This is a genomic window from Pantoea sp. RG18 (assembly GCF_025910075.1).
Lineage (GTDB): Bacteria > Pseudomonadota > Gammaproteobacteria > Enterobacterales > Enterobacteriaceae > Pantoea > Pantoea agglomerans.
Map to the genome: position 1 here is coordinate 238,822 of NZ_JAPCIL010000015.1, position 26,866 is coordinate 265,687.

The following is a 26,866-nucleotide window of genomic DNA, read 5'->3' on the forward strand; positions in this document are numbered from 1 at the left end:
ATAAACATTATTCTGCGTGGTTCTCGGTGCTCATCCGGCCCAGATCTTTATCGACCAGGAACAGACCGTTGCCGCTGTTGCTGACCAGCGCCAGTTTATCCAGCACGGTTTTGAACAGCTTCTCTTCTTCATGCTGCTCGGCGACATACCACTGCAGGAAGTTGAAGGTAGAGTAATCCTGTGTGGTCATGGCAGCATGGGCCAGTTCATTGATTTTGCTGGTGATCAGCTGCTCATGCTCCAGCGCCTGCTGCAGAATTTCATTCAGCGAGGTGAAAGAAACTGGCGGCGCAGCGATGGTACCCAGCACTGGCATGCCGCCGGTATCGCTCAGGTAATCAAACAGACGCTGCATATGCTGCATCTCTTCGCGTGAATGCATCTTCAGGAAGGAAGCGGCACCCTCAAAGCCTTTGTCGCTGCACCAGGCGCTCATTTGCAGATAAAGATTGGCAGAGAAAAATTCCAGGTTCAGCTGGTCGTTTAAACGCCCAGTCATTTCAGCAGTCAGCATGGCCGAGTCCTTTTAAGAAGATGTTAAATAAACAGGTATAGTCGGTGAATTATGCATCAAATATGTTAGTAAAGCGAAGGCTTTTCCGCAAAAACAGCCAATTTATCTGATTGATTTAAATAGAATTATTTCACAAATTGAATGCGAGAGATTCTCATTCTGCATCACTCCTTATCGGGCAACAAAATTACGATTTCAGCACCTTGATAGTGCGCCCGGTCGCTATCCTGCTGGTGCAATCGCCGCTGAAGCTGGAGAAATAGCGGTCATCTGATGACGCGCCGGAAATATCACGTTGCCGTCAGAAAAAGATATTTCGCAGAGCCATAACAGGCATGGCGTGGATTAAACGCCCAGAGGTGACAGCAGGGCCATTAATCATCGCGCGCCAATCGGCTCTGGCATAAATCATGCTTAGAACTCAGTTCCATATATTGAAACTTGCCACGGCAGGGAAGAGGCGGCAAGCCAGGTTATCAGGAGAAAATAATGTCAGATGAAAGTGTTATTAGTCCGGTAAAAATGACGGCGACCAAAGGCAGTTATGTCGCGTTAATTTTTGCCATCCTGTTTTTCTCAGGGCTGTTTTATAACGTCGAGGGTCTTTCATGGCTGGGCGCCTTTGACTTCACCACGCTGGGCGGCAGCTTTGGCACCATGAAAGATCCCGCCAGCAACACCTTTCTTGGCGCAGGCGGACTCAGTGCCAAAGCGGGTTTCCTGTTTGCGCTGTCGCTGACGCCCACGGTGATGCTGGCGCTGGGCGTGCTGGAAATCTTCACCCACTACGGCGCGATTCGCGCGGCGCATCGGTTGCTGACGCCGCTGCTTAAGCCGCTGATGGGGCTGCCGGGCCATTGCGGTCTGGCGTTAATCACCGACCTGCAAAGTACCGACGCGGGCGCGGCATTAACCAAAGAGATGGCCGACCAGAATCAGATCGGTAAAAAAGAGGTGGTGGTGATGAGTGCCTGGCAATATTCCGGTGCCGGCTTAATCAATAATTATTTCGCCATCGGCTCCGCGCTATTCGCCTCAATGACGCTGCCGATTATTATTCCGCTGTTATTAATGTTCGTGCTGAAATTTGTCGGTGCGGCGATAACGCGCGCTGTGTTAAACAGTGTTTATAAGAAGGATTTCGCCGATGGAAAATAAAATCACGACCAGCAGTAATCCCTTTGATGTGTTTGTGACCGGCGCGCGTAAAGGCTTTCACATCGCCATTCACAACCTGATGCCAAATGTGGTGATGGCCTATGTGCTGGCAGAAGTGCTCAATCTGCTCGGCATCATGCAGTTTCTCGGGCACGTTTTTGCGCCAGTGATGGGGCTGTTCGGCCTGCCGGGCGAGGCAATTACGGTGCTGCTCACCGCCTGGCTCTCATCGTCGGCGGGTACCGGCGTAGCGGTGAGTCTGCTGACCAAAGGGCTGCTGACCGGGGCGGATATCACGATTCTGGCCCCGGCGATTTTCCTGATGGGATCGCAGCTGCAATATATGGGACGGCTGCTGGGCGTGGCCGATGTGCCAAAAAAATACTGGCCGCTGCTGATGCTGGTGAGCATCATCAACGCGCTGATCGCAATGTCTGTTATGCGTCTGTTTATTCAGGAGTAACGCTGTGTCTGAGGTATTAGAGCATTACCACTATTTGCACGAAATTCCGGAGCTGGGTTTTCAGGAGGTGAAAACCTCGGCCTACATCGCCGATCAGCTGGAGAAAGCGGGCCTGAAGGTGACGCGCAATATCAATAACACCACCGGCATTGTGGCCGAGATCGACAGCGGTGTGCCGGGTCCGGTGCTGGCACTGCGCGCGGATATGGATGCGCTGGGGCACATCATTGATGGCATGCCGTGTGCGCGCCACACCTGCGGTCACGACGGTCACTCTTCGGTCGTGCTGACGGCGGCGACGACTCTGCTGCAGGAGGGCGCGGTGAAACGTGGCCGACTGAAGATCCTGTTCCAGCCCGCCGAGGAGCTGGGCGCCGGTGCGCTCTCAATGATCGAAGGTGGCGCACTGGATGATGTGGAGATGATTCTGGGGTTCCATCTGCGTCCGCTGGAGGAGTGTGTGGTCGGACAGGCGGTGCCTGCGGTGCTCTACTCAGCCTGCAGCACGCTGGAAGCGACCATCAAAGGCCAGCCCGCCCATGCGGCGCGTCCGCACCTGGGGGTGAATGCGCTGGATGCTGCCGTACAGGCGGTTCAGGCGGTCAACGCCATCCACCTCTCGCCCGGCCTGACCTGGAGCGTCAAAGCGACCCGCTTCCTGTGCGACGCCGGTGTCACCAACTCGGTGCCGGATGAAGCCCGCGTAGTCTGGGATCTGCGTTCGCAGGAGAACGGGCCGATGACGCTGCTGAAAGAGCAGGTCACGCGCGCCATTACTCACAGCGTGGCGGCACTGGGTGCCAGCGCCGAGGTCCGCGTATTAAAAGAGATGCCCGCCGCCGAGATTGATGATGAGGCGACGGCGGTGATCCGCGCCGCGATCGTCGAGGTGCTGGGCGAAGAGGGCGCGCTGTCAACCCGGACCACGCCAGGCAGCGAGGACTTTTTCTACTATCCGGTGAAGCGTCCGGGTGTTAAAGCGGGCTTCTGGGGACTGGGCACCAACCTGACGCCAGGATTGCATCATCCCGACATGCATTTTGATCTCGACTCGCTGGAGATTGGTGTGCAGATCTTCAAAGCCTGCGTCAGAAAGGTGCTGGGATAACGGAGGCGGGGCGGGTGCAGACCCGTCCCGCTTTGTTGTGGCATCCAACGTTCCCCGATTCCCCGCCCCTGAAATCCTGCCCCTCTCCCTGTAGGCCGCGCGCGCAAAATATTGTATGCTATGCCGCCTTAAAGCTGACCAGGTAACCGGAATTCACGCCAATGTAACTTCGCGCTGACCCGCCAACGATGAAAGATCGTTTTTGGCACCGTTTACCCGCCGGTAAGGTTCTGCCGGCCACCGTGATTTATCAGCAGCGCCAGTAAGTTGCGCTGCCTATTGAGAAGAATTCCATGTCTAATCCCTTTTTAGAAGAGGTGGCACGCCGCCGCACCTTCGCGATCATTTCGCACCCGGATGCCGGTAAAACCACCATTACCGAAAAAGTGTTGCTGTTCGGACAGGCTATCCAGACCGCCGGTACGGTAAAAGGCCGTGGCTCTAACCAGCACGCTAAGTCGGACTGGATGGAGATGGAGAAACAGCGTGGTATCTCCATTACCACCTCGGTGATGCAGTTCCCCTATCGCGATAGCCTGGTGAACCTGCTGGATACCCCGGGTCACGAAGATTTCTCGGAAGATACCTACCGTACGCTGACCGCGGTTGACTGCTGTCTGATGGTGATTGATGCCGCTAAAGGCGTTGAGGATCGTACCCGTAAGCTGATGGAAGTTACCCGTCTGCGCGATACGCCGATCCTGACCTTCATGAACAAACTTGACCGTGACATCCGCGACCCGATGGAAGTGCTGGATGAGGTGGAAAGCGAGCTGAAAATTGCCTGCGCACCGATCACCTGGCCTATCGGCTGCGGCAAGCTGTTCAAAGGGGTTTATCACCTCTACAAAGATGAGACCTATCTCTACCAGACCGGTAAAGGCCATACCATTCAGGATGTCCGCATCGTGAAGGGGCTGAACAACCCGGACCTCGACACCGCAGTCGGTGACGATCTGGCGGCACAGCTGCGTGAAGAGCTGGAGCTGGTACAGGGCGCATCGCACGAGTTTGAGCAGGAAGCCTTCCTGAGCGGCAAACTGTCGCCGGTCTTCTTCGGCACCGCGCTGGGTAACTTTGGCGTTGACCATATGCTGGATGGCCTGGTGGCATGGGCACCGCGTCCGATGCCGCGTGACACCGACACCCGCACGGTAGAAGCGAAAGAAGAGAAGTTCACCGGTTTCGTGTTTAAGATCCAGGCCAACATGGACCCGAAACACCGCGACCGCGTGGCCTTTATGCGTGTGGTGTCCGGTAAATATGAAAAAGGGATGAAGCTGCGTCAGGTGCGCACCGGCAAAGATGTGGTGATCTCCGACGCCCTGACCTTTATGGCGGGCGACCGTTCGCACGTTGAAGAAGCGTATCCTGGCGATATCATCGGCCTGCATAACCACGGCACCATTCAGATTGGCGACACCTTTACTCAGGGTGAAAACATGAAGTTCACCGGTATTCCGAACTTCGCGCCAGAGCTGTTCCGCCGTATTCGTCTGCGCGATCCGCTGAAGCAGAAACAGCTGCTTAAAGGGCTGGTTCAGCTGTCTGAAGAAGGTGCGGTACAGGTGTTCCGTCCGGTGCATAACAACGATCTGATCGTGGGCGCGGTCGGGGTGCTGCAGTTCGATGTGGTGGTCGCCCGTCTGAAAAGCGAATATAACGTCGAAGCGATCTACGAAGCGATCAACGTCTCTACGGCGCGCTGGGTTGAATGCAGCGATGCGAAAAAGTTTGAGGACTTCCAGCGTAAAAACGAAGTTAACCTGGCGCTCGATGGCGGTAATAATTTGACTTATATCGCGCCAACCATGGTTAATCTTAATATTACGCAGGAACGTTACCCCGACGTCCGTTTCCGCAAAACGCGCGAGCACTAATCGCCTGTTTCCGGGCCATTCCAGCTGGGAGTGGCCCTGTTTTCCTCCTTCCAGACTCCTCCTAAAAACCCCGTTTTTCTTCTGTTTTGACGTGTGATCAACCAGTTAGCCAGGCAAATTGCAAAATGCCGTCTATGATTACTCTATCGGACGGCGGAAGAGACTTCTCTTGTCCTTACGTCCTGTAACGCAGCGGCACCTGTGCCTCTGTTGCGCCCACAGTTTTTGGGTGAGTTAACTGATAGAAGGAAGATATCGATGAACAAGACTAAGATTGCTAAAACCCTGATGGCCGCCATGATTGGCTCAGCACTGATCAGCGGCAGCGCACTGGCTGACGAATCAATGTCGCAGAAAGCGTCACAGACAGCCGACAGCGCGGGTTCAAAAATCGATAGTTCTATGAAAAAAGTCGATGGTTATATGGATGACAGCGGCATCACCGCCAAAGCCAAAGCGGCGCTGGTAGATGATGACGCAATTAAAAGCACGGATATCTCGGTAAAAACGCATAGCGGCGTCGTGACCTTAAGCGGTTTCGTCACCTCACAGGATCAGGCTGAGAAGGCTGTGGCTGTGGTGCAGAAAATCGAAGGTGTTAAATCCGTCAGTGACAAACTACACGTCAGAGACAACAAAGCATCATCAATGAAAGGTTATGCGGGCGATACCGCCACGACCAGCGAAATTAAAGCTAAGCTATTAGCGGATGACATTGTTCCGTCGCGCAACGTAAAAGTTGAGACCACAGACGGCGTTGTTCAGCTTTCAGGGCAGGTTGCTAATCAGGCACAGTCAGATCGTGCAGAAAGCATTGCTAAAGCCATTGAAGGCGTGAAAAGCGTTAAGAATGACCTGACGGTTAAATCTTAAGCTTGCGTACGGCCACTTCTGTGGCCGTACGAATAAAAGATACCCATCCGGGGATGAAATAAGCAGATCGATTTTAAAATATTCGATTTTTAAATAGGGTAAGGAGAGGCTTATGTTTCGTTGGGGCATTATTTTTCTGGTGATCGCACTGATCGCTGCAGCGTTAGGTTTTGGCGGTTTAGCGGGCACAGCAGCATGGGCAGCTAAAGTTGTCTTCGTCGTTGGTATTATCCTGTTCCTCATCAGCCTGTTTACCGGCCGTAAAAAGCTTTAGCCGATGAGTCCTGCAGTGTAATGCAACGCAAAGCATAGAGCGGAGACCAGTCATCTGTAGCGACTGACGTGAAGAGAGGGACACCTTCACATCGCTGCAAGGCAAGCCAGCCCAGCTGGCCTGCCGGTTAAAGGAACATATGACTGGTTCTCCGGAATGCTGCCGTCTTTAACGGATCGATCCTCCAGCAGACCCGGAACCCCTTTTTGAGGTTCGTACAGTGGGTATACGCATTCCTGTCACGCTCGGCGCCATTGAACCTCTGGCCCTGACTCCGTTTAAATCTCAGAAGATTGCGCTGGTTTGTGAAGGCGGCGGTCAACGCGGCATTTTCACCGCAGGCGTATTAGATGAATTTCAGCGTGCCCGATTCAACCCCTTTCAACTGATGCTCGGCACCTCTGCCGGTGCACAAAATCTTTCTGCCTTTGTCTGTGGTCAGCCCGGCTATGCCCGGCGTGTGATTACCCGCTATACCACCAGTAAACTCTTCTTTGATCCGCTGCGCTTTGTGCGTGGTGGCAATCTGATCGACCTCGACTGGCTGATAGATATTACCCGCAGTGAATTTCCGCTGGCGATGAGCAGCGCGGAACAGCTGTTCTCCAGCGGCCGCGAGTTTTATATGTGCGCCTGCCGCAGTGACGACTACACGCCCGGCTACTTCAACCCGACCGCCGATAACTGGCTGGATCTGATCAAAGCCTCCAGTGCCATTCCCGGGTTTTACCGGCTGGGGGTCAGTCTGGAAGGGATCAGCTATCTCGATGGCGGCATCAGCGATGCGATTCCGGTGCGTGAAGCCGCCCGCCGTGGCGCTGATACCATTGTGGTGATCCGCACCGTGCCGTCGCAGATGTTCTATACCCCGAAATGGTTTAAGCGGATGGAACGCTGGCTCAGCACCGGCGCACTGCAGCCGATGATCAACGTGCTGAATAAGCATGAGCAGAGCTATCGGGAAATTCAGCAGTTCATTGAGAATCCGCCCGATGATTTGCGCATTATCGAAATCTTTCCGCCGCATGCGCTGGCCAGCAGTGCGCTGGGCAGCCGCATCGCTTCACTGAATCAGGATTATCATCTGGGACGGCGTTGCGGTCGCTATTTCCTCGCCACGCTGGGCCAGTGGCTGAGTGATGCGGAACCGATGACCACGGCGCGTATCGTAACGCCGCCTGCTCCGGCAGCCAATGCACCCGATACCCGCCTCATCATCACACCGCCGCTGGCGGATAATGATGCTGATTACGACAAAGGATCGCTGGCATGAAGTTTATTGATACGCACTGCCACTTCGATTTTCCGCCGTTTGAAGGGGATATCTCTGGCAGCCTGGCACGTGCTGCAGAAGCGGGCGTGGAAAAGATTATCGTTCCGGCGATCGATGCCAGCCGCTTTGAGCGGGTCTGCGCGTTAGCCGCGGCGCAACCGGCGCTCTATGCCGCGCTGGGCCTGCATCCGATCGTTATCGAAAATCATCAGGAGGCCCATCTCGACCAGCTGGAAACCTTACTGCAACAGCGGCCGCGTAAGCTGGTGGCGATCGGCGAGATCGGGCTGGATCTCTATCGCGACGATCCGCAGTTTGATAAGCAGCAACGCTTTCTTGAGGCGCAGCTTAAGCTGGCGAAAGCGTATCAGCTGCCGGTGATCCTGCATTCGCGCCGCACTCATGACAAGCTGGCTCAGATTCTGCGTCGTTACGATCTGCCGCGCCGTGGCGTGGTGCATGGTTTTGCGGGCAGCCTGCAGCAGGCTCAGGCCTTTATTAAGCTGGGTTATGCGATTGGCATCGGCGGGACCATTACCTATGAACGCGCCAGCAAAACCCGTCAGACCGTGGCGCAGCTGCCGCTCTCTTCGCTGCTGCTGGAAACCGATGCACCCGATATGCCGCTGCAGGGCTTTCAGGGCCAGCCTAATCGTCCGGAGCGGGCGCGTCAGGTATGGGAGGTGCTCTGCAGCCTGCGTGAAGAGTCACCGGAGGAGATTGCTGATGCGCTGTGGCACAACAGTCAGCAGCTATTTCAGCTCGATCCCGCTTTCCCGGCGCTGCGCAACTGACCGCCCGCGTCTCACCCGACCTGCAGCCATTGCGCTTAAATGTGATAATAGTAACATTGCACCCGCTGGCGTATAATAACCACCAAGCCCTGTTATCTGTAATGTTAGTCACAGTAAACGTGGCAATGTTGCACTAATTTCTTATTCCTATGTGACTCCTGGCACATATCAGGCCGCATCAGAGTGTTATTATTATAACATTCCGCCGGCGAGCCGGTGGGTTGCACCCCGATCCTTTGGAGAGCCTCATGACCGATATCAAAGACCTTGCCCTGCGCGCCCTGAAACTGATGGATTTAACCACCCTGAATGACGACGACACCGACGCAAAAGTGATCGCCCTGTGTCATCAGGCCAAATCCCCGGCAGGCAACACCGCCGCAATCTGTATCTATCCGCGTTTTATTCCGATTGCCCGTAAAACGCTGCGCGAGCAGGGTACCCCGGAGATCCGCATCGCCACGGTGACTAACTTCCCGCACGGCAATGACGACATTGATATTGCGCTGGCAGAAACCCGCGCCGCTATCGCCTACGGTGCCGATGAAGTGGATGTGGTGTTCCCGTATCGTGCGCTGATCGCCGGTAACAGTCAGGTCGGTTTCGATCTGGTAAAAGCCTGTAAAACCGCCTGTGCCGAAGCAGATGTGCTGCTGAAAGTGATCATCGAAACCGGTGAACTGAAGCAGGAAGCGCTGATCCGTCAGGCCTCTGAGATTGCCATTGATGCCGGTGCCGATTTCATTAAAACCTCTACCGGTAAAGTGCCGGTTAACGCCACGCCTGAAGTGGCGCAGATCATGATGAACGTGATCCGCGATAAAGGCGTCAGCCAGCAGGTTGGCTTTAAGCCCGCTGGTGGCGTGCGCACCGCTGAAGATGCCGCTATCTATCTGAAAATGGCGGAAGAGACGCTGGGTGCCGACTGGGCCGATGCGCGTCATTTCCGCTTTGGTGCATCAAGCCTGCTGGCGAGCCTGCTCAACACCCTGGGTCATGACAGCGACACCAGCAAAGCGGGTTACTGATCCTTCAGGCGGTCGCTGACCGCCTGTTCCCCATCCTGATTTCCCTGAACCAGGGGGTTACCTTGTTCCTGCCACAAGAAATAATTCGCAAAAAACGTGACGGCCATGCGCTGACTGAAGAGGAGATTCGCTTCTTCATCAATGGTGTGCGTGATAACACCGTTTCGGAAGGTCAGATTGCCGCGCTGGCGATGACCATCTATTTCCACGATATGACGCTGCCTGAGCGGGTCGCGCTGACCATGGCGATGCGTGATTCCGGTACGGTACTGAACTGGAAATCACTTAATCTCAATGGCCCGGTGGTGGATAAGCACTCGACCGGCGGCGTCGGCGATGTGACGTCGCTGATGTTAGGGCCGATGGTCGCGGCCTGCGGCGGATATGTCCCGATGATCTCGGGTCGTGGCCTTGGCCATACCGGTGGCACGCTGGATAAACTGGAAGCGATCCCGGGCTTCGATATCTTCCCTAGCGATGACCGCTTCCGCGAGATCATCAAGCAGGTGGGTGTGGCGATTATCGGCCAGACCAGCTCGCTGGCACCGGCGGATAAGCGTTTCTACGCCACGCGTGACATCACCGCCACCGTCGATTCGATCCCGCTGATTACCGCCTCGATTCTGGCGAAGAAGCTGGCAGAAGGGCTGGATGCACTGGTGATGGATGTCAAAGTGGGTTCCGGTGCGTTTATGCCAACCTATGAGGCGTCAGAAAGTCTGGCGCAGTCAATTGTTGGCGTCGCTAATGGCGCAGGCTGCCAGACCACCGCACTGCTGACGGATATGAACCAGGTTCTCGCCTCCTCAGCCGGTAACGCGCTGGAAGTGCGTGAAGCGGTTCGCTTCCTGACGGGCGAAGAGCGGAATCCGCGCCTGCTGGAAGTGACGCTGGCGCTCTGCAGCGAAATGCTGGTCTCCGGCAAACTGGCCGCCAGCGACACCGAAGCGCGTCAGAAGCTGATGACGGTGCTGGATAACGGCAAAGCAGCCGAGATATTTGGTCGTATGGTCGCTGCCCAGCAGGGACCTGCCGATTTTGTTGAACGCTACGACGCTTATCTGCCGCAGGCGATGCTGAGCAAGCCGGTGTATGCCGACCAGCCAGGCATCGTCAGCAGCATGGATACCCGTGCGCTGGGTCTGGCGGTGGTGGCAATGGGCGGCGGACGTCAGCGTGCCAGCGACAGCATTGATTACAGCGTCGGCTTAAGCGACATGATCACCCTGGGCGAACGTGCCGATGCGCAGCGTCCACTGGCGATCATTCACGCCAGCAGCGAAGACAAATGGCAGCAGGCCGCCGCGGCGGTCAAAGCCGCGCTGGTGCTCGGTGATTCCGCCCCGGCTGAGACGCCGGTTGTCTATCGCCGTGTGAGCGATATCAGCTAACTGACCGGTAACCGGTGCCAGCTGCGATGCATTCGGGTATACTGATCTGATCGCTTTTTTTTGACTTGTCACGCGCCAATGCGCAGGAGACTTGCATGAAACGTGCTTTTATTATGGTTCTCGATTCCTTTGGAATTGGCTCCAGTAAAGATGCCGATAAATTCGGCGACGCAGGTTCGGATACGTTAGGTCACATCGCCGAAGCCTGTTTCAGGGGTGAAGCAGACAAGGGACGTAAAGGCCCGTTGCATCTGCCTAATCTTACCGCGCTGGGTCTGGGCAAAGCCGCAGAGCTGTCGACCGGCCGCTTCCCGGCAGGTCTGGATCCTGAGGCGAAAATCACCGGCGCGTACGCTTACGCCAGCGAGCTTTCGTCAGGTAAAGATACGCCGTCAGGCCACTGGGAGATCGCCGGTGTGCCGGTGCTGTTTGACTGGGGCTACTTCAGCGACAAAGAGAACAGCTTCCCACAGGAGTTGCTGGACAAACTGGTTGAGCGTGCAGATCTGCCGGGCTATCTCGGGAACTGCCACTCTTCAGGTACGGTGATCCTCGACCAGCTGGGCGAAGAGCACATGAAAACCGGCAAGCCGATTTTCTATACCTCTGCGGACTCGGTGTTCCAGATCGCCTGTCACGAAGAGACCTTTGGTCTGGATCGACTCTATGCGCTGTGCGAAATCGCCCGTGAAGAGCTGACCGAGGGTGGCTACAACATCGGCCGGGTTATCGCCCGTCCGTTTGTGGGCGACAAAGCGGGTCAGTTCGAGCGCACCGGCAATCGTCACGACCTGGCAGTTGAGCCGCCATCCGCCACCATGCTGAAAAAGCTGGTGGATGAGAAGGGCGGTCACGTGATCTCCGTGGGTAAAATCGCCGATATCTATGCTGAGCAGGGCATTACCAAAAAGGTCAAAGCGACCGGTCTGGATGCGCTGTTTGACGCGACGATTCAGGAGATGAAAACCGCGCCGGATCAGGCGATTGTTTTCACTAACTTCGTTGATTTCGACTCAACCTGGGGACATCGTCGTGATGTTGCCGGTTATGCGGGCGGGCTGGAGCTGTTTGACCGTCGTCTGCCTGAGCTGATGGAGTTAGTCGGAGAAGATGACATTCTGATCCTGACCGCTGACCACGGCTGTGACCCGACGTGGGAAGGCACTGAACACACGCGTGAGCACATTCCGATTCTTATCTACGGACCGAAAGTCGAGCCGGGTTCACTCGGTTACCGCGAAACTTTCGCCGATATTGGTCAGACAATTGCACACTATTTTGGCCTGTCCGAGATGGACTATGGCAAGAACATGCTGTAAATCAGCAATTTAATAAGGATTAAACAATGGCAACCCCTCATATTAATGCTGAAATGGGCGATTTCGCAGACGTCGTGCTGATGCCTGGCGATCCGCTGCGTGCAAAGCACATTGCTGAAACCTTCCTGGAAAATCCGGTAGAAGTGAACAACGTGCGCGGGATGCTGGGCTACACCGGCACCTATAAAGGCCGCAAAGTCTCTGTAATGGGCCATGGAATGGGTATTCCTTCCTGCTCCATCTACACCAAAGAGCTGATCACCGACTTTGGCGTGAAAAAGATCATCCGTGTGGGCTCCTGTGGTGCCGTGCGTGCCGATGTAAAACTGCGTGACATCGTGATTGGTATGGGTGCCTGCACCGATTCCAAAGTGAACCGTATGCGTTTCAAAGATCACGATTTTGCTGCGATTGCTGACTTCGACATGGTGCGTAACGCGGTTGATGCGGCGAAAAACCTGGGTGTTGAAGCGCGCGTAGGTAACATCTTCTCTGCCGATCTCTTCTACACCCCGGATCCGCAGATGTTCGACGTGATGGAAAAATATGGCATCCTCGGCGTTGAGATGGAAGCTGCAGGTATCTACGGTGTGGCCGCAGAGTTCGGTGCTAAAGCGCTGACCATCTGCACCGTATCAGACCACATCCGTACGCACGAGCAGACCACCGCTGCTGAGCGTCAGACCACCTTCAACGACATGATCAAGATTGCGCTGGAGTCTGTTCTGCTGGGTGATTAATCAGCGTGGCAGGCATTGACGCCTGCTGCCCGATCCCCTTGCGCAGATCCCCCTTAACCGGGGGATCTGCATTTTCCCGCCTCGCCGTCCCGGTAACATTCACATCAAATGACACACTTTTGGTCAGGCTTGTGCATCTTCGCGCTGGCACGCCCGCGATCGCGCTTTATCATGGTGCGCAATAACAGATAATAATTAATCGCCTGATAATGCCCCCTGATGAACTTTCGTAACTTCGAAGCTGAAGAGAAGCTGTTTGCCCGCCGCGCTGCAATAGCCTTTGCTCTGGTCTGTCTCTGTTTCACCATTCTTGGCGTAAACCTTTTTCGCTTACAGGTGCGCGACCATGGCTATTACCAGACGCGCTCTAACCAGAACGACATCAAAATGATCCCCATTGCGCCGACGCGTGGGCTGATTTATGACCGCAATGGCATTCCGCTGGTGCGAAACGTCAGCTGGTACGCCATTACGCTGACGCCTTACAAAATCAGCGACATGGACGCCACGCTGCGGGCACTGACGCCGATCGTTAATCTGACGCCGGACGAAATCGACACCTTCCGCCATGCGCTGAAGCAGACCAGCCGTTACAAGCCGGTGGTGCTGAAAGAGGAGCTGACTGAAGAGCAGGTCGCCCGCTTTGCGGTCAATCAGTTTCACTTCACCGGCGCCAGCATTGAGACCTACCAGGATCGTGAATATCCCTATGGCGCGGATCTGGCGCATGTGATCGGCTATGTGTCGAAAATCAACGATAACGACTATAAACGGCTGAATGCGGAAGGCATCGCCGAAAACTATGCGGCTGACCATAACATTGGTAAGCAGGGGATTGAGGGTTATTACGAAGCGCTGCTGCACGGCAAGCCGGGTTATCAGGAAGTGGAAGTGGATAATCATGGCCGCATTGTGCGGGTGCTGAAAGAGGTGCCGCCGGTCGCGGGTAAAAACCTGACGCTGACGCTGGATCTGCACCTGCAACAGTATGTGGAAAGCCTGCTGGCGGGGCAGCGTGCGGCGCTGCTGATTGAAGATCCGCACGACGGCTCCGTGCTGGCGATGGTCTCCAGCCCCAGTTACGACCCCAATCCGTTTGTAAAAGGCATCAGCTATCAGGCCTACAAAAAGCTGCTACAGGACAAAGATCTGCCGCTGATTAACCGCGTCACGCAGGGACTCTATCCGCCCGCCTCCACGGTGAAGCCTTACATGGCGATGTCGGCGCTGCTGACTCATGTGATTACGCCGCAGTCGCAATTCTTTGGCGCACCTACCTGGACGCTGCCAGGCACGGACCGGCGCTATCGCGACTGGAAAAAAACCGGGCACGGCATGCTGGATGTGACGCGGGCAATCGAAGAGTCCGCCGATACCTTCTTCTACCAGGTGGCGTTTATGATGGGCATCGATCGCATTCACACCATGCTCAGCCAGTTTGGCTATGGCAAATCGACCGGCATTGACCTGAATGAGGAGTACAGCGGCTTACTGCCGAGCCGTGAGTGGAAGCAGAAGGTGCATAAAAAGGCCTGGTATCAGGGTGATACGGTTTCAGTCGGTATCGGACAGGGTTACTGGATTGCGACACCCATTCAGATGGTGAAAGCGATGGTGGCGCTGATTAATAACGGTCGGGTCATTGCCCCCCATCTGCTGGAGAAAACCCAGCGCGGCACGCTGGTGGAGAACTATCATCCGCAGCAGCATGAAGCGCAGATTGGCGATCCTCATTCACCTTACTGGTCGCTGGTACGCCACGCGATGTTTGGCATGGCTAACGCACCCAACGGCACCGGTTATAAATATTTCCACACGGCACCCTATGGCATCGCCGCGAAGAGCGGGACGTCGCAGGTGTTCAGCCTGCGCCAGAACCAGACCTATAACGCGAAGATGATACCGGTACGGCTACGTGACCATATCTTCTACACCGCCTTTGCGCCCTTTAATGACCCCAAAGTGGCGGTGGCGTTGATACTGGAGAATGGTGGCAACGAAGGAATTACTGCGGCACCCGTAATGCGGGCGATTCTGGATCATATCTTTATCCCGCCGGTGCCAGAAGCGCCGTCTCAGGCAACACCTTAAAAGGGGGCGATTGCCCCCGCAGAGCGTCAGACTTTAAGCGTTTTGGTCACCTGGCCGATGGCGCGTACTACATCCGTTGCGCCTTCACGGATTTCCGCAATCACGCCGCCCGCCTCCTGGGCCAGCTGTACGCCCTGATCGGCGCGCTTCAGGTTGGATTCAATCCCTTTCAGTGCCCGGCTCGCCAGCTGATGGTTTTGCTGTATCCGATTTTCGATATCGGTGGTGGCGCGGTTGATGTTTGCTGCCAGCGTGCGGACTTCATTAGCCACTACCGCAAAGCTGCGGCCATGGGTTCCGGCCCGTGCCGCTTCGATAGCGGCATTCAACGCCAGCAGGTTAGTCTGATCGGCTATCCGGCGGATGCCCTCCACAATCGCGCCGATACGCTCTGAGGATTCACTCAGTCCGGTAATATCACCGGAGATCCCCTGCAGTTCACCCGCCAGGGCGTTCATGGTCTGCACGCTGCTGGCGATAACATCGGCACCCAGCTTTGTGCTTTCATCCGTTTGCAGCGCGGTGTGATAAGCCCGCTGTGCCGCATCATGTTCCTGCTGATTCTTTTCCACCTGCGCGGTCACATCAGTGGCGAATTTCACGATTTTGTAGAGCCTGCCCTGTTCGTCAAACACCGGATTATAGGTGGCGCGCAGCCAGATAGTCTCACCCCGTTTATTGACCCGGGGAAACTGGCCTGAGACAAATTCGCCGCGGTTCAGCTGCTGCCAGAACTCGCTATATTCGCGGCTGTCGCGCAGCGCCTGCGAGCAGAAGCGACGGTGGTGCACACCTTCTACCTCCTCACGACGGTAGCCCATGGTTTTCAGGAAGTTATCATTGGCTTTCAGCACTTCACCTTTGAGGTTAAAAGCGATCACCGCCATCGACCGTTCTATGGCGGTGGTGATGGCGCGCTGCTCCTGCGCATCGTTGATATGATCGGTGATGTCGGTTGCCAGTTTGACGATTTTAATCACCCGGCCATGGCGGTTCTGCACCGGCACATAGTTGGCTTCGAGCCATACCGGTCGGCCGTTTTTCGCCACGCGCAGGAACTTATCGCTGAAGCTTTCGCCCCGGTTCAGTCGCAGCCAGAAATCCTGATAGTCCCGCGACTCAAGCTGCTCTGCGGTACAAAACAGGCTGTGGTGCTGGTCTTCGATCTCCGCCAGCGTGTAGCCCATGCGCGCCAGAAACAGCGCATTCGCGCTGAGAATGGTGCCATCGGGGGAGAATTCAATCATGGCGATGGAGCCGTTGAGAGAGCTCAGCGTTGCCGCTGAGTGTGAACGCTTCTGCCAGCTGTGACGGGAAGCGATACCTGATGTAATGGTGGAAAACATGGCGATCCTTATTATTAGTGTTGGTCTCGCATGCTATATCGGCAATTTCGCGTCACAATGCAGACTCTGCCTGCTTTCTGACTAAAATATATCCGGCCAACAGAGAGGTTTATGGCGGCAGGTCAGACCCACTCTTTGGGTTGATGGAAAAGCGGTCAGTCGATTTGATTTTGGTGAAAAGCGTTTGACGCTGCCGGGCCGCTTTGGTTTAATGCGCCCCGTTGCCCGAATAGCTCAGTCGGTAGAGCAGGGGATTGAAAATCCCCGTGTCCCTGGTTCGATTCCGGGTTCGGGCACCATCTTTAAAGAACCCGCCTCTGGCGGGTTTTTGCTTTTTTAAGGCCACCCGATTCGCCATCTCCCCGAACATTCCGAATTTCGCCTCTCCCGCGCCCATTCCACTTCTCAACCCTGTAGCAACACAAACAGATTTCATGGCGAAACCAATTGCCAGGTTTGCCTCTGTGCTGCATTGCCAGACTGGCACCGCCTGATATCCTGTCCAGCCTGCAATTGACCGCGGCTAATCGTGTTTTATAAGCCACCCTTTACAGAATCAGCCTGACAGGCACAATACCCCTTTTTCCTCCTCTCACACGGTTATGTCAGAAGAAGCGCTGCGTCTGCAGATACAGAACCTCAAAAAGCACAATGCGCGTCTGAAGCGTATAGCGCATGACGCCCGCACAAAACTCAATGCGGCGCTGGATGGTACCGGGCTGTTCCTGTGGCAGCTGGATATTCCCAGCGGCAAACTGGTGATCTTCAACCGGCGCTGGGGGGCGATGCTGGGCTTCCAGCCGAAAGAGACCGACGCCAACTTTGAATCCTGGAAAGAGAGCCTGCATCCCGATGATGCCGCCGACGTTCTACAGGCATTCAACGACCACATCGCCGGGAAAGCGCCTTATTACGAGGCTCTGCACCGCATGATCGCCAAAAATGGCAGCATTACGTGGGTGCTGGATCGGGGCCGGGTCAGCGAATGGAATGCGCACGGAGAGCCGGTTAAAGTGATCGGCACTCACATCGATATGACCAAAGAGAAGCAATATGAGGAGCAGCTCGCCCTGCTGGCGCTGCACGATCCCCTTACGCTGCTCAACAATCGTCATGCTCTGCAGAATTATTTCTGTGAAATGAAAGCTCAGGGACCGCTCTGCGTGGTCTTTATTGACCTGGATAACTTCAAACACGTCAACGACACCCTGGGGCACCGCAGCGGAGATGAAGTCCTCATCCAGTTAAGTCAGCGGTTTACGGAACTCTCTCCGGCAGAAGTGATCATTGGCCGACTGGGCGGCGACGAGTTTGTATTGTTAATACCCTGGGCGCTGAACCATCCGCGGGTAAAGACACTGGCGCACGCCTGTCTTGACGCGGTAATGACACCTTTTGATATGGCAAACGGGCATGCCCTCATTGGGGCGTCTGTCGGTGTGTCTCAGGCGCAGGATAAAGATGACTTTGATACTGCACTGCAGCGTGCTGATGAAGCGATGTACCGCATCAAGAAAAATGGCAAGCGCGGTGTCGCTTTTGATTCCACTTTTCCCGACTCCCTCTGACTCTGCTGAACAGGGCATATGTTTTGCCTACCATTAACGCACAATCTCCCCCTCATGGCTTTGCGCCATCTCATTCATAACGTTGAGTTCCCCTTTTCGCAGGCATGCAAAATTTATGCGTATCCCCGCAGAAAATGCTTTTTAGTACTATTCCGAAAACCCGTTTTTTGCCCTCAGGAAGCAGAAATTCATCCGCTTCGCTTAGATTCAAATTTCATCGCTAAATCTGACCTCTCTTTTTAATAAAAATTTTCATTAAATCAGCAGAATTGATCGTTTATTGATCGATTCCGGCTATTTTTAACTGGTGCCATCAATGCGTCACGCTTCGCTTATTTTTGACGTAAAAGCAGGGTTTTAAATTTCTATTTAGCGCTTCGCTTGGGGAAATTGATCGTTTGTTGATCATCTTCACTACCTGATGTTGATTAATCTATCTATTTACCGCTTCGCTTATATTTTTTTCAATTGGACTTTTTTTGAAAAAGATCGATTAATAGGGCGCGGCGATTTTCGTTATAAAGATTTTTCATGCCGCGGCTCTTTTATGAATTGAAAAGAGCGATGGTTGGAATCCGTTATCATTTCGGTTGAAGGTAGTACGATCATTAAGCCAGAACTGTGACGGGTTTTTTATTTATCTCACTTGATCGGTCCGATTTTCTGTCTACATTTATGTTGCTGAATCGGCCTGATGAAGCGTTAACTGTGCAAATTCCAATTTTTAAAATTCAAAGAGGACGCATATGACTCAATATCGCGGTGGGGCCGGGAATTTTGCGGCCGACAAAGAGCGTGCTGCTGAAGCAGGACGCAAAGGAGGCCAGAAAAGCGGCGGTAACTTCAAGAACGATCCTGAACGTGCCATTGAAGCGGGGCGCAAGGGAGGTAAGGTTAGCCGCCGGAGCTGAACGTCTTTAACACTGCTGTGACGGCAGGGTTACTCTGTTAGCCGGGCATTTTGAATCTGTTTAGTTCCTCGTGAAGATAATTACACCCTGAATTATGTCATTGCTCCATCATTGGCAATGGCGGGAGCTGTTAATTGAACCGGAAGGGTTTACCCTTCCGGTTTTTTATTTCCGATCGATTAAAGCTATACGGTTAAATACAACTTTGTACAGGTAAGTTTTTGACTGGTACTTTTTTATGCAGTTAATCTTAAAAAATGTATACAACGATTTATTACTTTGTACAAAATCCAGCGCAGCTAACGAAGCGGCAACGATAAAAACATTATTCAGCTAAATCTTTGCTGTAAAAAGGAAAATGCATTTTACATGCCACTTTTGTCTTAAATTCATACTGATGCAGCGTGCGATATTAAGAATCTCCACTAGACTTTTCAGGTGTCAACGATATGACTGGCGCTGCGTTATTACAGACGCAGCTTTTTAATCAATGAGGCTATCTTATGACAGTGAAAACGTTAAACGATCTGTTCATCCATGACTTATCCGATGTATACAGCGCTGAGAAGCAGATAACCCGTGCATTGCCTAAAATGGCGCGTGCAGCCAGTGACGAAAATCTTATCGCTGCGTTTAATCAGCATCTGGAAGAGACCCGTGCTCAGATTGAACGACTCGACGAACTGGTGGAAGTAACACCTGAAGTCAAAATCAAACGAATGAAATGTCATGCGCTGGAAGGTCTGGTTGAAGAAGCGCAGGAAATTATCGACTCGGTCGAGAAGGGCGAGATTCGCGATCAGGGACTGATCGGTGCGGCGCAGAAAGTTGAGCATTATGAGATTGCCACCTACGGTACCCTGCATGCGCTGGCGCTGAAGCTGGGTTACACCAAAGCCGCACAGCTGCTGGAAGAAACCCTGAATGAAGAGAAGCAAACGGATGAGAAGCTCACCTCGGTAGCCGAGTCTATTACCGTCTCTTAAGGAGTAATACATGACTGCGATTGAACATTATCACGACTGGCTGCGCGATGCGCATGCGATGGAAAAACAAGCAGAAAGCATGCTGAGCAAGATGTCAGGTCGTCTTGAACACTATCCGGCGCTGGAACAGCGTCTGGCGCAACATCTCGATGAAACTAAACATCAGCTGACTCTGCTGGAACAGCTGCTCGACAGCCACGGTATCGATCACTCTGTAATGAAAGATGCGATGGGCAAAATGGCAGCCACCGGTCAGGCCGTGGGCGGCATGTTTAACTCAGATGAAGTGGTGAAGGGCGCTATCAGTGGCTATGTATTCGAAAATGCCGAGATCGCCAGCTACACCAGCCTGATCGCCGCGGCTGAGCAGGTCGGTGATGCGCAGGGCGTACGCATACTGAGTGAGATCCGCGATCAGGAAGTGGCGATGGCGGAGTGGCTGCTGCAGCACCTGCCTGAAGTGACACAGCAGTTCCTGCAACGTGCGTCACAACCAGGCACTGAAGCGAAGAAGTAGCGCTGAATAGCCTGCATGAAACATGAAAAAGCCGGGATAACCCGGCTTTTTGCGTTTTAAAGGTTTACAGGCTGCGATACTCAGTCAGCCATTAAATGCCCATACATCGTCATCAGCTTACGTGTGACGCCGTTAGTCCAGCCGAATCCATCCTGTAACGGATACTCACCACCGCCACCAGGACGAGCGCGCTCGCCGCTGATGTCATACTTCTCTACCAGCTTATGGTGCAACTGATAGAAGTTATTGACCGTGTTGAGCCAGTTCACTGCCACTTCAGTCGCCAGCGTCTCTTCACCGTAATTATTAAGGCCAACAACCGCCATCCACTGCATCGGTGCCCAGCCGTTGGGTCGATCCCACTGCTCACCGCTTTCCACCATTGAGGTCAGCAGGCCGCCGTTGCTCAATAGCAGATGGCGTAGCGAGATCGATTGCAGGTGCGCCTGATGCGGCGTCGCCAGACCGACAAACAGCGGCACCACGGAGGCGACGGTAAAGGCACCGAAACGCTCCCGACGCCAGTCGTAGTCACGGAACACACCGGCGGTGCTGTCCCAGAGATAACGGGTAATCGCACGTTTGCGCGCTTCCGCTTTTTTCTGCCAGGCCAGCGCGGTCAGCTCTTCGCCTTTCGCGTGCGACAGGGTGGCGATCATCAGCTCCAGCTTGTACAGGAACGAGTTCAGATCGATAGGAATAAACTGCGTGGTACGGATGCTCGACAGCCGTTTCGGGTTACGCAGCCAGCGCGAGGAGTAATCCCAGCCCGATTCCGCTCCGGCACGCAGGTCACGATACACTTCGCTGGCCGGACGTTTCGATTCGCGGGCGGTTTCCACATCTTCGATCCACGACTCATCGCGCGGCGTATCGCGGTCATCCCAGTAGCGGTTCAGCAGTGAGCCGTTTGGCATCCGCACTACGTGACGATAAGCCTGGTTCGGCATCAGTGAACCGGCACCGTCCATCCAGAACTGATACTCCTTCATCAGCTGTTCCTGATAGCGCTTAGCACCGCGCACGCCATCTTCTTCGAACAGCTCAACCATCAGGGCAAACACCGGCGGCTGCGAGCGGCTGAGATAATAGGTACGGTTGCCGTTTGGCACATGACCGTAGTTATCGATCAGCCAGGCAAAGTTATCCGCCATGTGACGCAGCAGATCGTCGCGGCCCGATTCTGCCAGGCCGAGCATGGTGAAGTAAGAGTCCCAGTAGTAGGTTTCGCCAAAACGTCCGCCCGGCACCACATAGGGTTTGGGTAATGGCAGCAGCGATGAGTGCGGCATATGCTGCTGCGGCATTTTGGTCAGAACCGGCCACAGGTCGTCGATATGCTCATTGAGCGTTTTATCCGGGTTGGAGACATAAAAGCTTTCGTTTACGCCAGGCAGATAAAAGTGATCGGCGACAAAACGCGACAGGTCAAAATCACTGCTGCGTTTCTGTCGACGATAGCGCATCAGCACATCCAGCGGATCGTACTTGGGCGAACAGTCGGGGAAGGTTTTGCTGTCCTCGAAAATCCGCGACATCTGAACATGTTCAAACAGTTCCAGATAACGATCGGCAGGGGTCAACGCATCCGGCGCCGGCAAGCCTTCAATCAGCTCCGGCTCCGGTTCAGAATCCTGCATGCGATCCAGCTTCAGTTCATGGGGATCGTATTGATACTCAACTTCCGCCCCGGCACGAACCTCTTTAAGTGCATTTTGTTGCTGGCGATGGGTATTAATAACGGCCTCCTGAGCGGTCGTGTCGTGGTTGCACAAAGGACAAATTATAGACCTCTCATCCTGCGGAACAACAATGCAGAATATCTATGAACGTAATAAATATTGTCGATTAATCGAGGTTTTTGGATAAATTCCAGACAATTCAACCAAATATAGCGCTGTTCACAAAAAACGCATTTCAGATGAATCTCTTAGCGACCTGAATAAAAAAATTTAACCTGAAGAAAACTGGCATTTATTCACATTTTGTAAAAGAAACCGCAGCCGCAAAGAGTGCAGAAAGTGGCATACCCAACGGGAATTCGGGCAGGAAGGTGAGGTGAGCGGACCAGCTTGCCCGCTCATGAGAGACAGAATTAACGGTTCGTCAGCGCCGCGCGAATGACTGCCTGCCAGGTGGTGGTGGGGCGACCGATGAGCTGGCTCAGCTGACGGGAGTCATCGAACAAACCGCTTTTCTCTGCACCGGCATCAGAATCCGCCAGCATTTCCGCCAGACCTTCTGGCAGGCCTGCATTTTTCAGCGCCGCCGCAAACTCACTCTGAGAGAGATTGACGTAATCAACCTTTTCACCGCTCTGTGCGGCAATCTCCGCAGCAAACTGCGCCAGCGTGTAGCTGTCATCACCTGCCAGTTCATACACTTTGCCCGCCTGATCCTCACGGGTCATCACTTCTGCCGCCGCTTCAGCATAATCCTGACGCGCTGCCGAGGCGATACGACCTTCACCCGCTGCGCCAATAAACGCATGATGCGCCAGCGCCGGTGGGATGCTGGCTGCGTAGTTCTCGCTGTACCAGCCGTTACGCAGCAGGGCGAACGGGATGCCAGAGGCTTTCAGCAGCGCTTCTGTTGCACGGTGTTCAACGCCCAGGCCCAGCGGCGAGGTATCTGCATGCAACAGGCTGGTATAGGCGATAAAGCCCACGCCCGCCGCCCGAGCAGCCTCGATGACGGCTTTATGCTGCGCTTCACGCTGGCCCACTTCACTACCGGAGATCAGTAGCAGCTTATCCACGCCTGCAAAAGCGGCCTCCAGCGTCTCTGGCTGGCCATAATCGGCCTGGCGGACAATGACGCCCAGCGCTGCGAGATCGGCCGCTTTGGCAGGCGTACGGACGGCGGCAACAATTTCTCCCGCCGGGACTTTTTTCAGTAATGCATCAATCACGAAACGGCCCAGCTGGCCGGTGGCACCTGTAACTGCAATCATGTTAATACTCCTGTGGCTGTTGGTGAAATTCAGACTAGTGTATAAACTAATTTTTAGTAAGTACTTACAGAATTGTTAGTTTGAGGTGGATAAGTTAAATGTCTGAAAAAATGAGTGAAAAATTTATCCGCGGCGAATTGCTCAACGTCAACTGCCCGTCACGCGACGTGCTGAAACGCGTAACCAGCCGCTGGAGCGTATTAATTCTGCTGGCCCTGCAGGACCAGACGCTGCGCTTCAGCGCGTTGCGCCGGACGGTCGGTGGCGTCAGCGAGCGGATGCTGGCGCAGAATCTGCGCTACCTGGAAGAAGATGGCTTCGTGCAGCGTATCGCCTACGATGTGGTGCCACCGCACGTGGAATATCGCTTAACCCCGCTTGGACGCGAAGTCGGTGAACAGGTTGTGGGGCTGGCTGACTGGCTGGAGCTGAACCTGAGCCGGATTCTGGCACAGCGCGAAAAATCTGCGGCAGAGTAAAATCACCCTGTATCAGCCGTCATAACGTGACGGCATGGGTATACTCGCTGCAAAATTTCTGACCCCATTTGTCTGTCATCTCACTTCCTGAAAGCGCGATAACGTAACGGCAGCGCAAATAATCCCGGCGCTCTTTTCGCACGGTTGCTGGTTATTAAATCGTTTTATGAATCTCTGGCCCGGAATAATCGACTACCCGCAGCGCGCTGTTAATTCATACCTTCTTTTTGACTCATTTTATTAACATCTCTGATGGCGCTTAAAAGCGCCGTTCTGCGTTTTTTCTGTCAGAAGTTATAGCTGCATTAGCCAGGCAAAAGCAAAAAAGCAAACAAAGCGGCAGAGGTAACTATTTACTCTTTTAACCTGTTAAAAAATAAGGGTATTTAATTTGGAGGCTCTAAAATTTGACCTTTACTCAATCAGGGTTTATAACAAAATAGTGCCTGAAAACAGCCTGTTGAAGGCATTTTTCAGGCAAGGTTCGCTTTAGCGCTATCGATTTTTAAAGTACAAATTACCGTAACATTAACGACACATAAACACGCTCTGATTAACCTTTAGGCCTTATTTTTAAATAAATAATTCCCGTCAAAAACAATGATCAGAATCAATAAAGACTGTTATAGTTTTCATTAACCCCACTGTTTCTATTTCCTCGCCGCGAATAGTTTTAAATTTGCGGCAGGAATTTCAATAAGCGCAGAGAACCAGGCGCATCAGGCTTAAGTTGTTAATTATAAGTAAATACATGGTGTTCTATGTGGCAAAGAGGTAAGCAATGTTCGGATTAGATGCCTTTCATCTGGCCAGGATTCAGTTCGCATTTACTGTTTCCTTCCATATTATCTTTCCCGCCATCACCATCGGTCTCGCCAGTTTTCTGGCCGTGCTCGAAGGTATGTGGCTCAAAACCCGCGATCACACCTATCGCGATCTCTACCACTTCTGGTCGAAAATCTTTGCCGTTAACTTCGGCATGGGTGTGGTATCAGGACTGGTCATGGCTTATCAGTTCGGGACGAACTGGAGCGGCTTCTCGGAGTTTGCTGGCAGTATCACCGGTCCGCTGCTGACCTATGAAGTACTGACGGCGTTCTTCCTGGAAGCGGGCTTCCTGGGCGTGATGCTGTTTGGCTGGAATCGCGTGGGTCCCGGGCTGCACTTCTTTGCCACCTGCATGGTCGCCCTCGGTACGCTGATTTCCACCTTCTGGATCCTGGCCTCTAACAGCTGGATGCATACGCCTCAGGGCTACATCATCCAGAATGGCATCGTGGTTCCGCAGGACTGGTTCAAAATCGTCTTTAACCCCTCATTCCCTTATCGCCTGTTCCATATGTCTGTAGCGGCGTTCCTGGCGAGTGCTTTCTTTGTGGGATCGTCGGCTGCCTGGCATCTGCTGAAGGGGAATAACAATCCCGCAATCCGCAAGATGTTCTCAATGGCGTTGTGGATGGCACTGATTGTCGCGCCGATTCAGGCGATGATTGGTGATGCTCATGGTCTGAATACGCTGGAACACCAGCCTGCCAAAATCGCGGCGATTGAAGGGCACTGGGAAAACCCACCGGGTGAAGCCACACCGCTGATCCTGTTCGGGATCCCCGACATGGAGCAGGAACGTACCAAGTATGCGCTGGAGGTGCCTTATCTTGGCAGCCTGATTCTGACGCATAGCCTGGACAAGCAGGTCCCGGCGCTGAAGTCCTTCCCGAAAGAGGACCGGCCTAATTCAACGGTCATCTTCTGGTCCTTCCGCGTGATGGTGGCGCTGGGCCTGCTGATGATTACGCTGGGCGTGGTCAGCCTGTGGCTGCGTTTCAAAGGGCGTCTCTATGAGTCGCGTCCTTTCCTGTGGTTTGCGCTGTTGATGGGGCCATCGGGTCTGATTGCGATTCTGGCAGGCTGGTTTACCACTGAAATCGGTCGTCAGCCGTGGGTGGTCTATGGCGTGCAGCGCACGATTGATGCGGTCTCGGCACATGGGGATATGCACATGAGCATCAGCCTGCTGGCCTTTATTCTGGTCTACAGCTCGGTGTTCGGCGTGGGGTATCACTACATGATGCGTCTGATTAAGCAGGGACCGGTTACCGGCGAAGGCCATATCACCGAAGAGGGTGGTCCTGGTCAGAAGAAAACCCCGGCGCGTCCGCTTTCCGCTGCCACCTTTAAGGATGGAGACCACTAAGATGATCGATTATTCCGTTATCTGGTTTGCGATTATCGTTTTCGCAACCCTGATGTATATCGTGATGGATGGCTTCGACCTGGGTATTGGTCTGCTGTTCCCGTTCAATAAAGATGCTGGCGAGCGCGACATGATGGTTAACACCGTCGCGCCGGTCTGGGACGGAAATGAAACCTGGCTGGTTCTGGGTGGTGCTGGCCTGTTCGGCGCGTTCCCGCTGGCCTATGCGGTGATTGCCGATGCGCTGTCGATTCCGCTGACCGCTATGCTGATTGGCCTGATTTTCCGTGGTGTCGCCTTTGAGTTCCGCTTCAAGGCCGTAGAAGGCCATCGGGCGTTCTGGGACAAGTCATTTATTGCCGGTTCAGTCATCGCCACCTTCAGTCAGGGTGTGGCCGTGGGTGCGTTGCTGGATGGTATTCCGGTTGAGGGACGCCGTTTTGCCGGTTCCGCAATGGACTGGCTGGCACCGTTCCCGCTGTTCTGCGGCGTGGGTCTGGTTGTTGCCTACGCGTTGCTGGGCTGCACCTGGCTTATCATGAAGACCGAGAACGAGCTGCACCGTAAAATGTCTGCGCTGGCTACGCCGCTGGTGATTGCGCTGTTAGTGATTATCGGCATCATCAGCCTGTGGACACCGTTTGCGCATGCGGATATCGCGCATCGCTGGTTCAGCAAACCCAACCTGTTCCTGTTCCTGCCGGTTCCGGTATTGGTGCTGCTCTGTTCGTGGGGCATTGTGCGCGCCATTAAGCGCGAGGCGCACTATTCACCGTTCCTGCTGACGCTGGCGCTGATCTTTCTGGGCTTCTCCGGGCTGGGCATCAGTATCTGGCCAAACATTATTCCGCCATCAGTGACCATCTGGGCTGCCGCCTCACCGCCGCAGAGCCAGGCCTTTATGCTGGTGGGTAGCCTGCTGATTATCCCGATGATCCTGGGCTACACCTTCTGGAGCTACTACGTGTTCCGTGGAAAAATCAAAGCAGACGCAGGATATCATTGA

Annotated in this window: 24 protein-coding genes and 1 tRNA gene; 21 read left to right on the plus strand and 4 right to left on the minus strand. The window is 54.1% G+C overall.

Translation table 11 applies throughout. The features are described 5' to 3' along the window. Positions 1-7: 7 nt before the first annotated feature. Entirely contained in the window at positions 8-514 is a 507-nt protein-coding gene (gene ftnA, locus OK409_RS17395) for a non-heme ferritin (protein WP_069025374.1), read from the minus strand. Positions 515-1,003: 489 nt separating this feature from the next. Here ftnA and OK409_RS17400 point away from each other — a divergent pair, with 489 nt between their 5' ends. The 13 genes from OK409_RS17400 to mrdA all read left to right on the plus strand — a co-directional run bounded on the left by OK409_RS17400 (position 1,004) and on the right by mrdA (position 14,906). Next, positions 1,004-1,672, plus strand: coding sequence for a nucleoside recognition domain-containing protein (locus OK409_RS17400; RefSeq protein WP_033758794.1), 669 nt, complete (start codon positions 1,004-1,006; stop codon positions 1,670-1,672). Then, on the plus strand, positions 1,662-2,135 hold the full coding sequence (locus OK409_RS17405) for a YjiG family protein (protein ID WP_010248980.1): 474 nt from the start codon (positions 1,662-1,664) through the stop codon (positions 2,133-2,135). The genes OK409_RS17400 and OK409_RS17405 overlap by 11 nt, the downstream gene beginning before the upstream one ends. Before the next feature lie 4 nt (positions 2,136-2,139). Beyond that, entirely contained in the window at positions 2,140-3,243 is a 1,104-nt protein-coding gene (locus tag OK409_RS17410) for a M20 peptidase aminoacylase family protein (protein WP_179257220.1), read from the plus strand. A 293-nt stretch (positions 3,244-3,536) separates the two neighbouring features. Beyond that, positions 3,537-5,123 (plus strand): peptide chain release factor 3, encoded by a 1,587-nt coding sequence (prfC, locus tag OK409_RS17415; RefSeq protein WP_010671098.1) that lies wholly within the window; start codon positions 3,537-3,539, stop codon positions 5,121-5,123. A gap of 258 nt (positions 5,124-5,381) precedes the next feature. After that, positions 5,382-5,996: a molecular chaperone OsmY gene (gene osmY / locus OK409_RS17420; protein ID WP_264367278.1), complete on the plus strand. Its 615-nt coding sequence runs from the start codon at positions 5,382-5,384 to the stop codon at positions 5,994-5,996. Positions 5,997-6,108: 112 nt separating this feature from the next. Then, a complete protein-coding gene (locus OK409_RS17425) occupies positions 6,109-6,270 on the plus strand; it encodes a DUF1328 domain-containing protein (RefSeq protein WP_003848537.1) in 162 nt (53 codons plus the stop codon). 220 nt (positions 6,271-6,490) lie between these two features. Then, positions 6,491-7,543, plus strand: coding sequence for a patatin family protein (locus OK409_RS17430; RefSeq protein ID WP_033769872.1), 1,053 nt, complete (start codon positions 6,491-6,493; stop codon positions 7,541-7,543). Continuing rightward, on the plus strand, positions 7,540-8,337 hold the full coding sequence (locus tag OK409_RS17435) for a TatD family hydrolase (RefSeq protein WP_010671095.1): 798 nt from the start codon (positions 7,540-7,542) through the stop codon (positions 8,335-8,337). The genes OK409_RS17430 and OK409_RS17435 overlap by 4 nt, the downstream gene beginning before the upstream one ends. Before the next feature lie 248 nt (positions 8,338-8,585). After that, positions 8,586-9,365 carry a deoxyribose-phosphate aldolase gene (gene deoC / locus OK409_RS17440; protein ID WP_010248957.1) on the plus strand — a complete coding sequence of 260 codons (780 nt, stop codon included), beginning with the start codon at positions 8,586-8,588 and terminating at the stop codon, positions 9,363-9,365. 62 nt (positions 9,366-9,427) lie between these two features. Beyond that, the gene (gene deoA / locus OK409_RS17445) at positions 9,428-10,756 is read left to right on the plus strand and encodes a thymidine phosphorylase (protein WP_061703093.1); all 1,329 of its coding nucleotides are present in this window, start codon (positions 9,428-9,430) and stop codon (positions 10,754-10,756) included. A 95-nt stretch (positions 10,757-10,851) separates the two neighbouring features. Then, a complete protein-coding gene (deoB, locus tag OK409_RS17450) occupies positions 10,852-12,075 on the plus strand; it encodes a phosphopentomutase (RefSeq protein ID WP_010671093.1) in 1,224 nt (407 codons plus the stop codon). A gap of 26 nt (positions 12,076-12,101) precedes the next feature. Further along, complete coding sequence (deoD, locus tag OK409_RS17455; RefSeq protein ID WP_010248951.1) at positions 12,102-12,815, plus strand: purine-nucleoside phosphorylase; 714 nt, start codon at positions 12,102-12,104, stop codon at positions 12,813-12,815. Between the two features lie 219 nt (positions 12,816-13,034). Beyond that, positions 13,035-14,906 carry a penicillin-binding protein 2 gene (gene mrdA, locus OK409_RS17460; RefSeq protein WP_264367279.1) on the plus strand — a complete coding sequence of 624 codons (1,872 nt, stop codon included), beginning with the start codon at positions 13,035-13,037 and terminating at the stop codon, positions 14,904-14,906. 26 nt (positions 14,907-14,932) lie between these two features. Here mrdA and OK409_RS17465 read toward each other — a convergent pair whose 3' ends face one another. Further along, positions 14,933-16,252 (minus strand): methyl-accepting chemotaxis protein, encoded by a 1,320-nt coding sequence (locus tag OK409_RS17465; protein ID WP_010248946.1) that lies wholly within the window; start codon positions 16,250-16,252, stop codon positions 14,933-14,935. Between the two features lie 223 nt (positions 16,253-16,475). On the opposite strand from OK409_RS17465, the gene OK409_RS17470 reads away from it, so the two are divergent. The 5 genes from OK409_RS17470 to OK409_RS17490 all read left to right on the plus strand — a co-directional run bounded on the left by OK409_RS17470 (position 16,476) and on the right by OK409_RS17490 (position 20,234). Then, positions 16,476-16,551, plus strand: a tRNA-Phe gene (locus OK409_RS17470). A 303-nt stretch (positions 16,552-16,854) separates the two neighbouring features. Further along, positions 16,855-17,820: a sensor domain-containing diguanylate cyclase gene (locus tag OK409_RS17475; protein ID WP_083070066.1), complete on the plus strand. Its 966-nt coding sequence runs from the start codon at positions 16,855-16,857 to the stop codon at positions 17,818-17,820. A 746-nt stretch (positions 17,821-18,566) separates the two neighbouring features. Beyond that, positions 18,567-18,731 carry a general stress protein gene (locus OK409_RS17480; protein ID WP_004571242.1) on the plus strand — a complete coding sequence of 55 codons (165 nt, stop codon included), beginning with the start codon at positions 18,567-18,569 and terminating at the stop codon, positions 18,729-18,731. A 503-nt stretch (positions 18,732-19,234) separates the two neighbouring features. Beyond that, complete coding sequence (locus OK409_RS17485; protein ID WP_033758778.1) at positions 19,235-19,717, plus strand: ferritin-like domain-containing protein; 483 nt, start codon at positions 19,235-19,237, stop codon at positions 19,715-19,717. Positions 19,718-19,727: 10 nt separating this feature from the next. Next, a complete protein-coding gene (locus tag OK409_RS17490) occupies positions 19,728-20,234 on the plus strand; it encodes a ferritin-like domain-containing protein (RefSeq protein ID WP_031594042.1) in 507 nt (168 codons plus the stop codon). 80 nt (positions 20,235-20,314) lie between these two features. On the opposite strand, the gene treF is transcribed toward OK409_RS17490, so the two are convergent. Beyond that, positions 20,315-21,973, minus strand: a complete 1,659-nt coding sequence (gene treF / locus OK409_RS17495; RefSeq protein WP_064703198.1) for an alpha,alpha-trehalase TreF — start codon at positions 21,971-21,973, stop codon at positions 20,315-20,317. 356 nt (positions 21,974-22,329) lie between these two features. Continuing rightward, complete coding sequence (locus tag OK409_RS17500; protein ID WP_264367280.1) at positions 22,330-23,187, minus strand: SDR family oxidoreductase; 858 nt, start codon at positions 23,185-23,187, stop codon at positions 22,330-22,332. A 98-nt stretch (positions 23,188-23,285) separates the two neighbouring features. Here OK409_RS17500 and OK409_RS17505 point away from each other — a divergent pair, with 98 nt between their 5' ends. The 3 genes from OK409_RS17505 (at position 23,286) to cydB (ending at position 26,866) form a co-directional block, all read left to right on the plus strand. Next, positions 23,286-23,666 (plus strand): winged helix-turn-helix transcriptional regulator, encoded by a 381-nt coding sequence (locus OK409_RS17505; RefSeq protein ID WP_010248931.1) that lies wholly within the window; start codon positions 23,286-23,288, stop codon positions 23,664-23,666. 781 nt (positions 23,667-24,447) lie between these two features. Continuing rightward, positions 24,448-25,860 (plus strand): cytochrome ubiquinol oxidase subunit I, encoded by a 1,413-nt coding sequence (locus OK409_RS17510; RefSeq protein ID WP_010671087.1) that lies wholly within the window; start codon positions 24,448-24,450, stop codon positions 25,858-25,860. Position 25,861: 1 nt separating this feature from the next. Next, complete coding sequence (gene cydB, locus OK409_RS17515) at positions 25,862-26,866, plus strand: cytochrome d ubiquinol oxidase subunit II (protein ID WP_010248926.1); 1,005 nt, start codon at positions 25,862-25,864, stop codon at positions 26,864-26,866.

What these genes read in the sequence shown, in the direction of transcription:
- OK409_RS17425 (WP_003848537.1), top strand. Translation starts at nt 6,109, where the DNA reads ATGTTTCGTTGGGGCATTATTTTTCTGGTGATCGCACTGATCGCTGCA.
- OK409_RS17400 (WP_033758794.1), top strand. Translation starts at nt 1,004, where the DNA reads ATGTCAGATGAAAGTGTTATTAGTCCGGTAAAAATGACGGCGACCAAA.
- prfC (WP_010671098.1), top strand. Translation starts at nt 3,537, where the DNA reads ATGTCTAATCCCTTTTTAGAAGAGGTGGCACGCCGCCGCACCTTCGCG.
- OK409_RS17405 (WP_010248980.1), top strand. Translation starts at nt 1,662, where the DNA reads ATGGAAAATAAAATCACGACCAGCAGTAATCCCTTTGATGTGTTTGTG.
- OK409_RS17480 (WP_004571242.1), top strand. Translation starts at nt 18,567, where the DNA reads ATGACTCAATATCGCGGTGGGGCCGGGAATTTTGCGGCCGACAAAGAG.
- OK409_RS17500 (WP_264367280.1), bottom strand. Translation starts at nt 23,187, where the DNA reads ATGATTGCAGTTACAGGTGCCACCGGCCAGCTGGGCCGTTTCGTGATT.
- ftnA (WP_069025374.1), bottom strand. Translation starts at nt 514, where the DNA reads ATGCTGACTGCTGAAATGACTGGGCGTTTAAACGACCAGCTGAACCTG.
- OK409_RS17490 (WP_031594042.1), top strand. Translation starts at nt 19,728, where the DNA reads ATGACTGCGATTGAACATTATCACGACTGGCTGCGCGATGCGCATGCG.
- deoD (WP_010248951.1), top strand. Translation starts at nt 12,102, where the DNA reads ATGGCAACCCCTCATATTAATGCTGAAATGGGCGATTTCGCAGACGTC.
- osmY (WP_264367278.1), top strand. Translation starts at nt 5,382, where the DNA reads ATGAACAAGACTAAGATTGCTAAAACCCTGATGGCCGCCATGATTGGC.
- cydB (WP_010248926.1), top strand. Translation starts at nt 25,862, where the DNA reads ATGATCGATTATTCCGTTATCTGGTTTGCGATTATCGTTTTCGCAACC.
- OK409_RS17435 (WP_010671095.1), top strand. Translation starts at nt 7,540, where the DNA reads ATGAAGTTTATTGATACGCACTGCCACTTCGATTTTCCGCCGTTTGAA.
- OK409_RS17475 (WP_083070066.1), top strand. Translation starts at nt 16,855, where the DNA reads ATGTCAGAAGAAGCGCTGCGTCTGCAGATACAGAACCTCAAAAAGCAC.
- OK409_RS17510 (WP_010671087.1), top strand. Translation starts at nt 24,448, where the DNA reads ATGTTCGGATTAGATGCCTTTCATCTGGCCAGGATTCAGTTCGCATTT.
- OK409_RS17505 (WP_010248931.1), top strand. Translation starts at nt 23,286, where the DNA reads ATGTCTGAAAAAATGAGTGAAAAATTTATCCGCGGCGAATTGCTCAAC.
- deoC (WP_010248957.1), top strand. Translation starts at nt 8,586, where the DNA reads ATGACCGATATCAAAGACCTTGCCCTGCGCGCCCTGAAACTGATGGAT.
- mrdA (WP_264367279.1), top strand. Translation starts at nt 13,035, where the DNA reads ATGAACTTTCGTAACTTCGAAGCTGAAGAGAAGCTGTTTGCCCGCCGC.
- OK409_RS17485 (WP_033758778.1), top strand. Translation starts at nt 19,235, where the DNA reads ATGACAGTGAAAACGTTAAACGATCTGTTCATCCATGACTTATCCGAT.
- OK409_RS17465 (WP_010248946.1), bottom strand. Translation starts at nt 16,252, where the DNA reads ATGTTTTCCACCATTACATCAGGTATCGCTTCCCGTCACAGCTGGCAG.
- deoB (WP_010671093.1), top strand. Translation starts at nt 10,852, where the DNA reads ATGAAACGTGCTTTTATTATGGTTCTCGATTCCTTTGGAATTGGCTCC.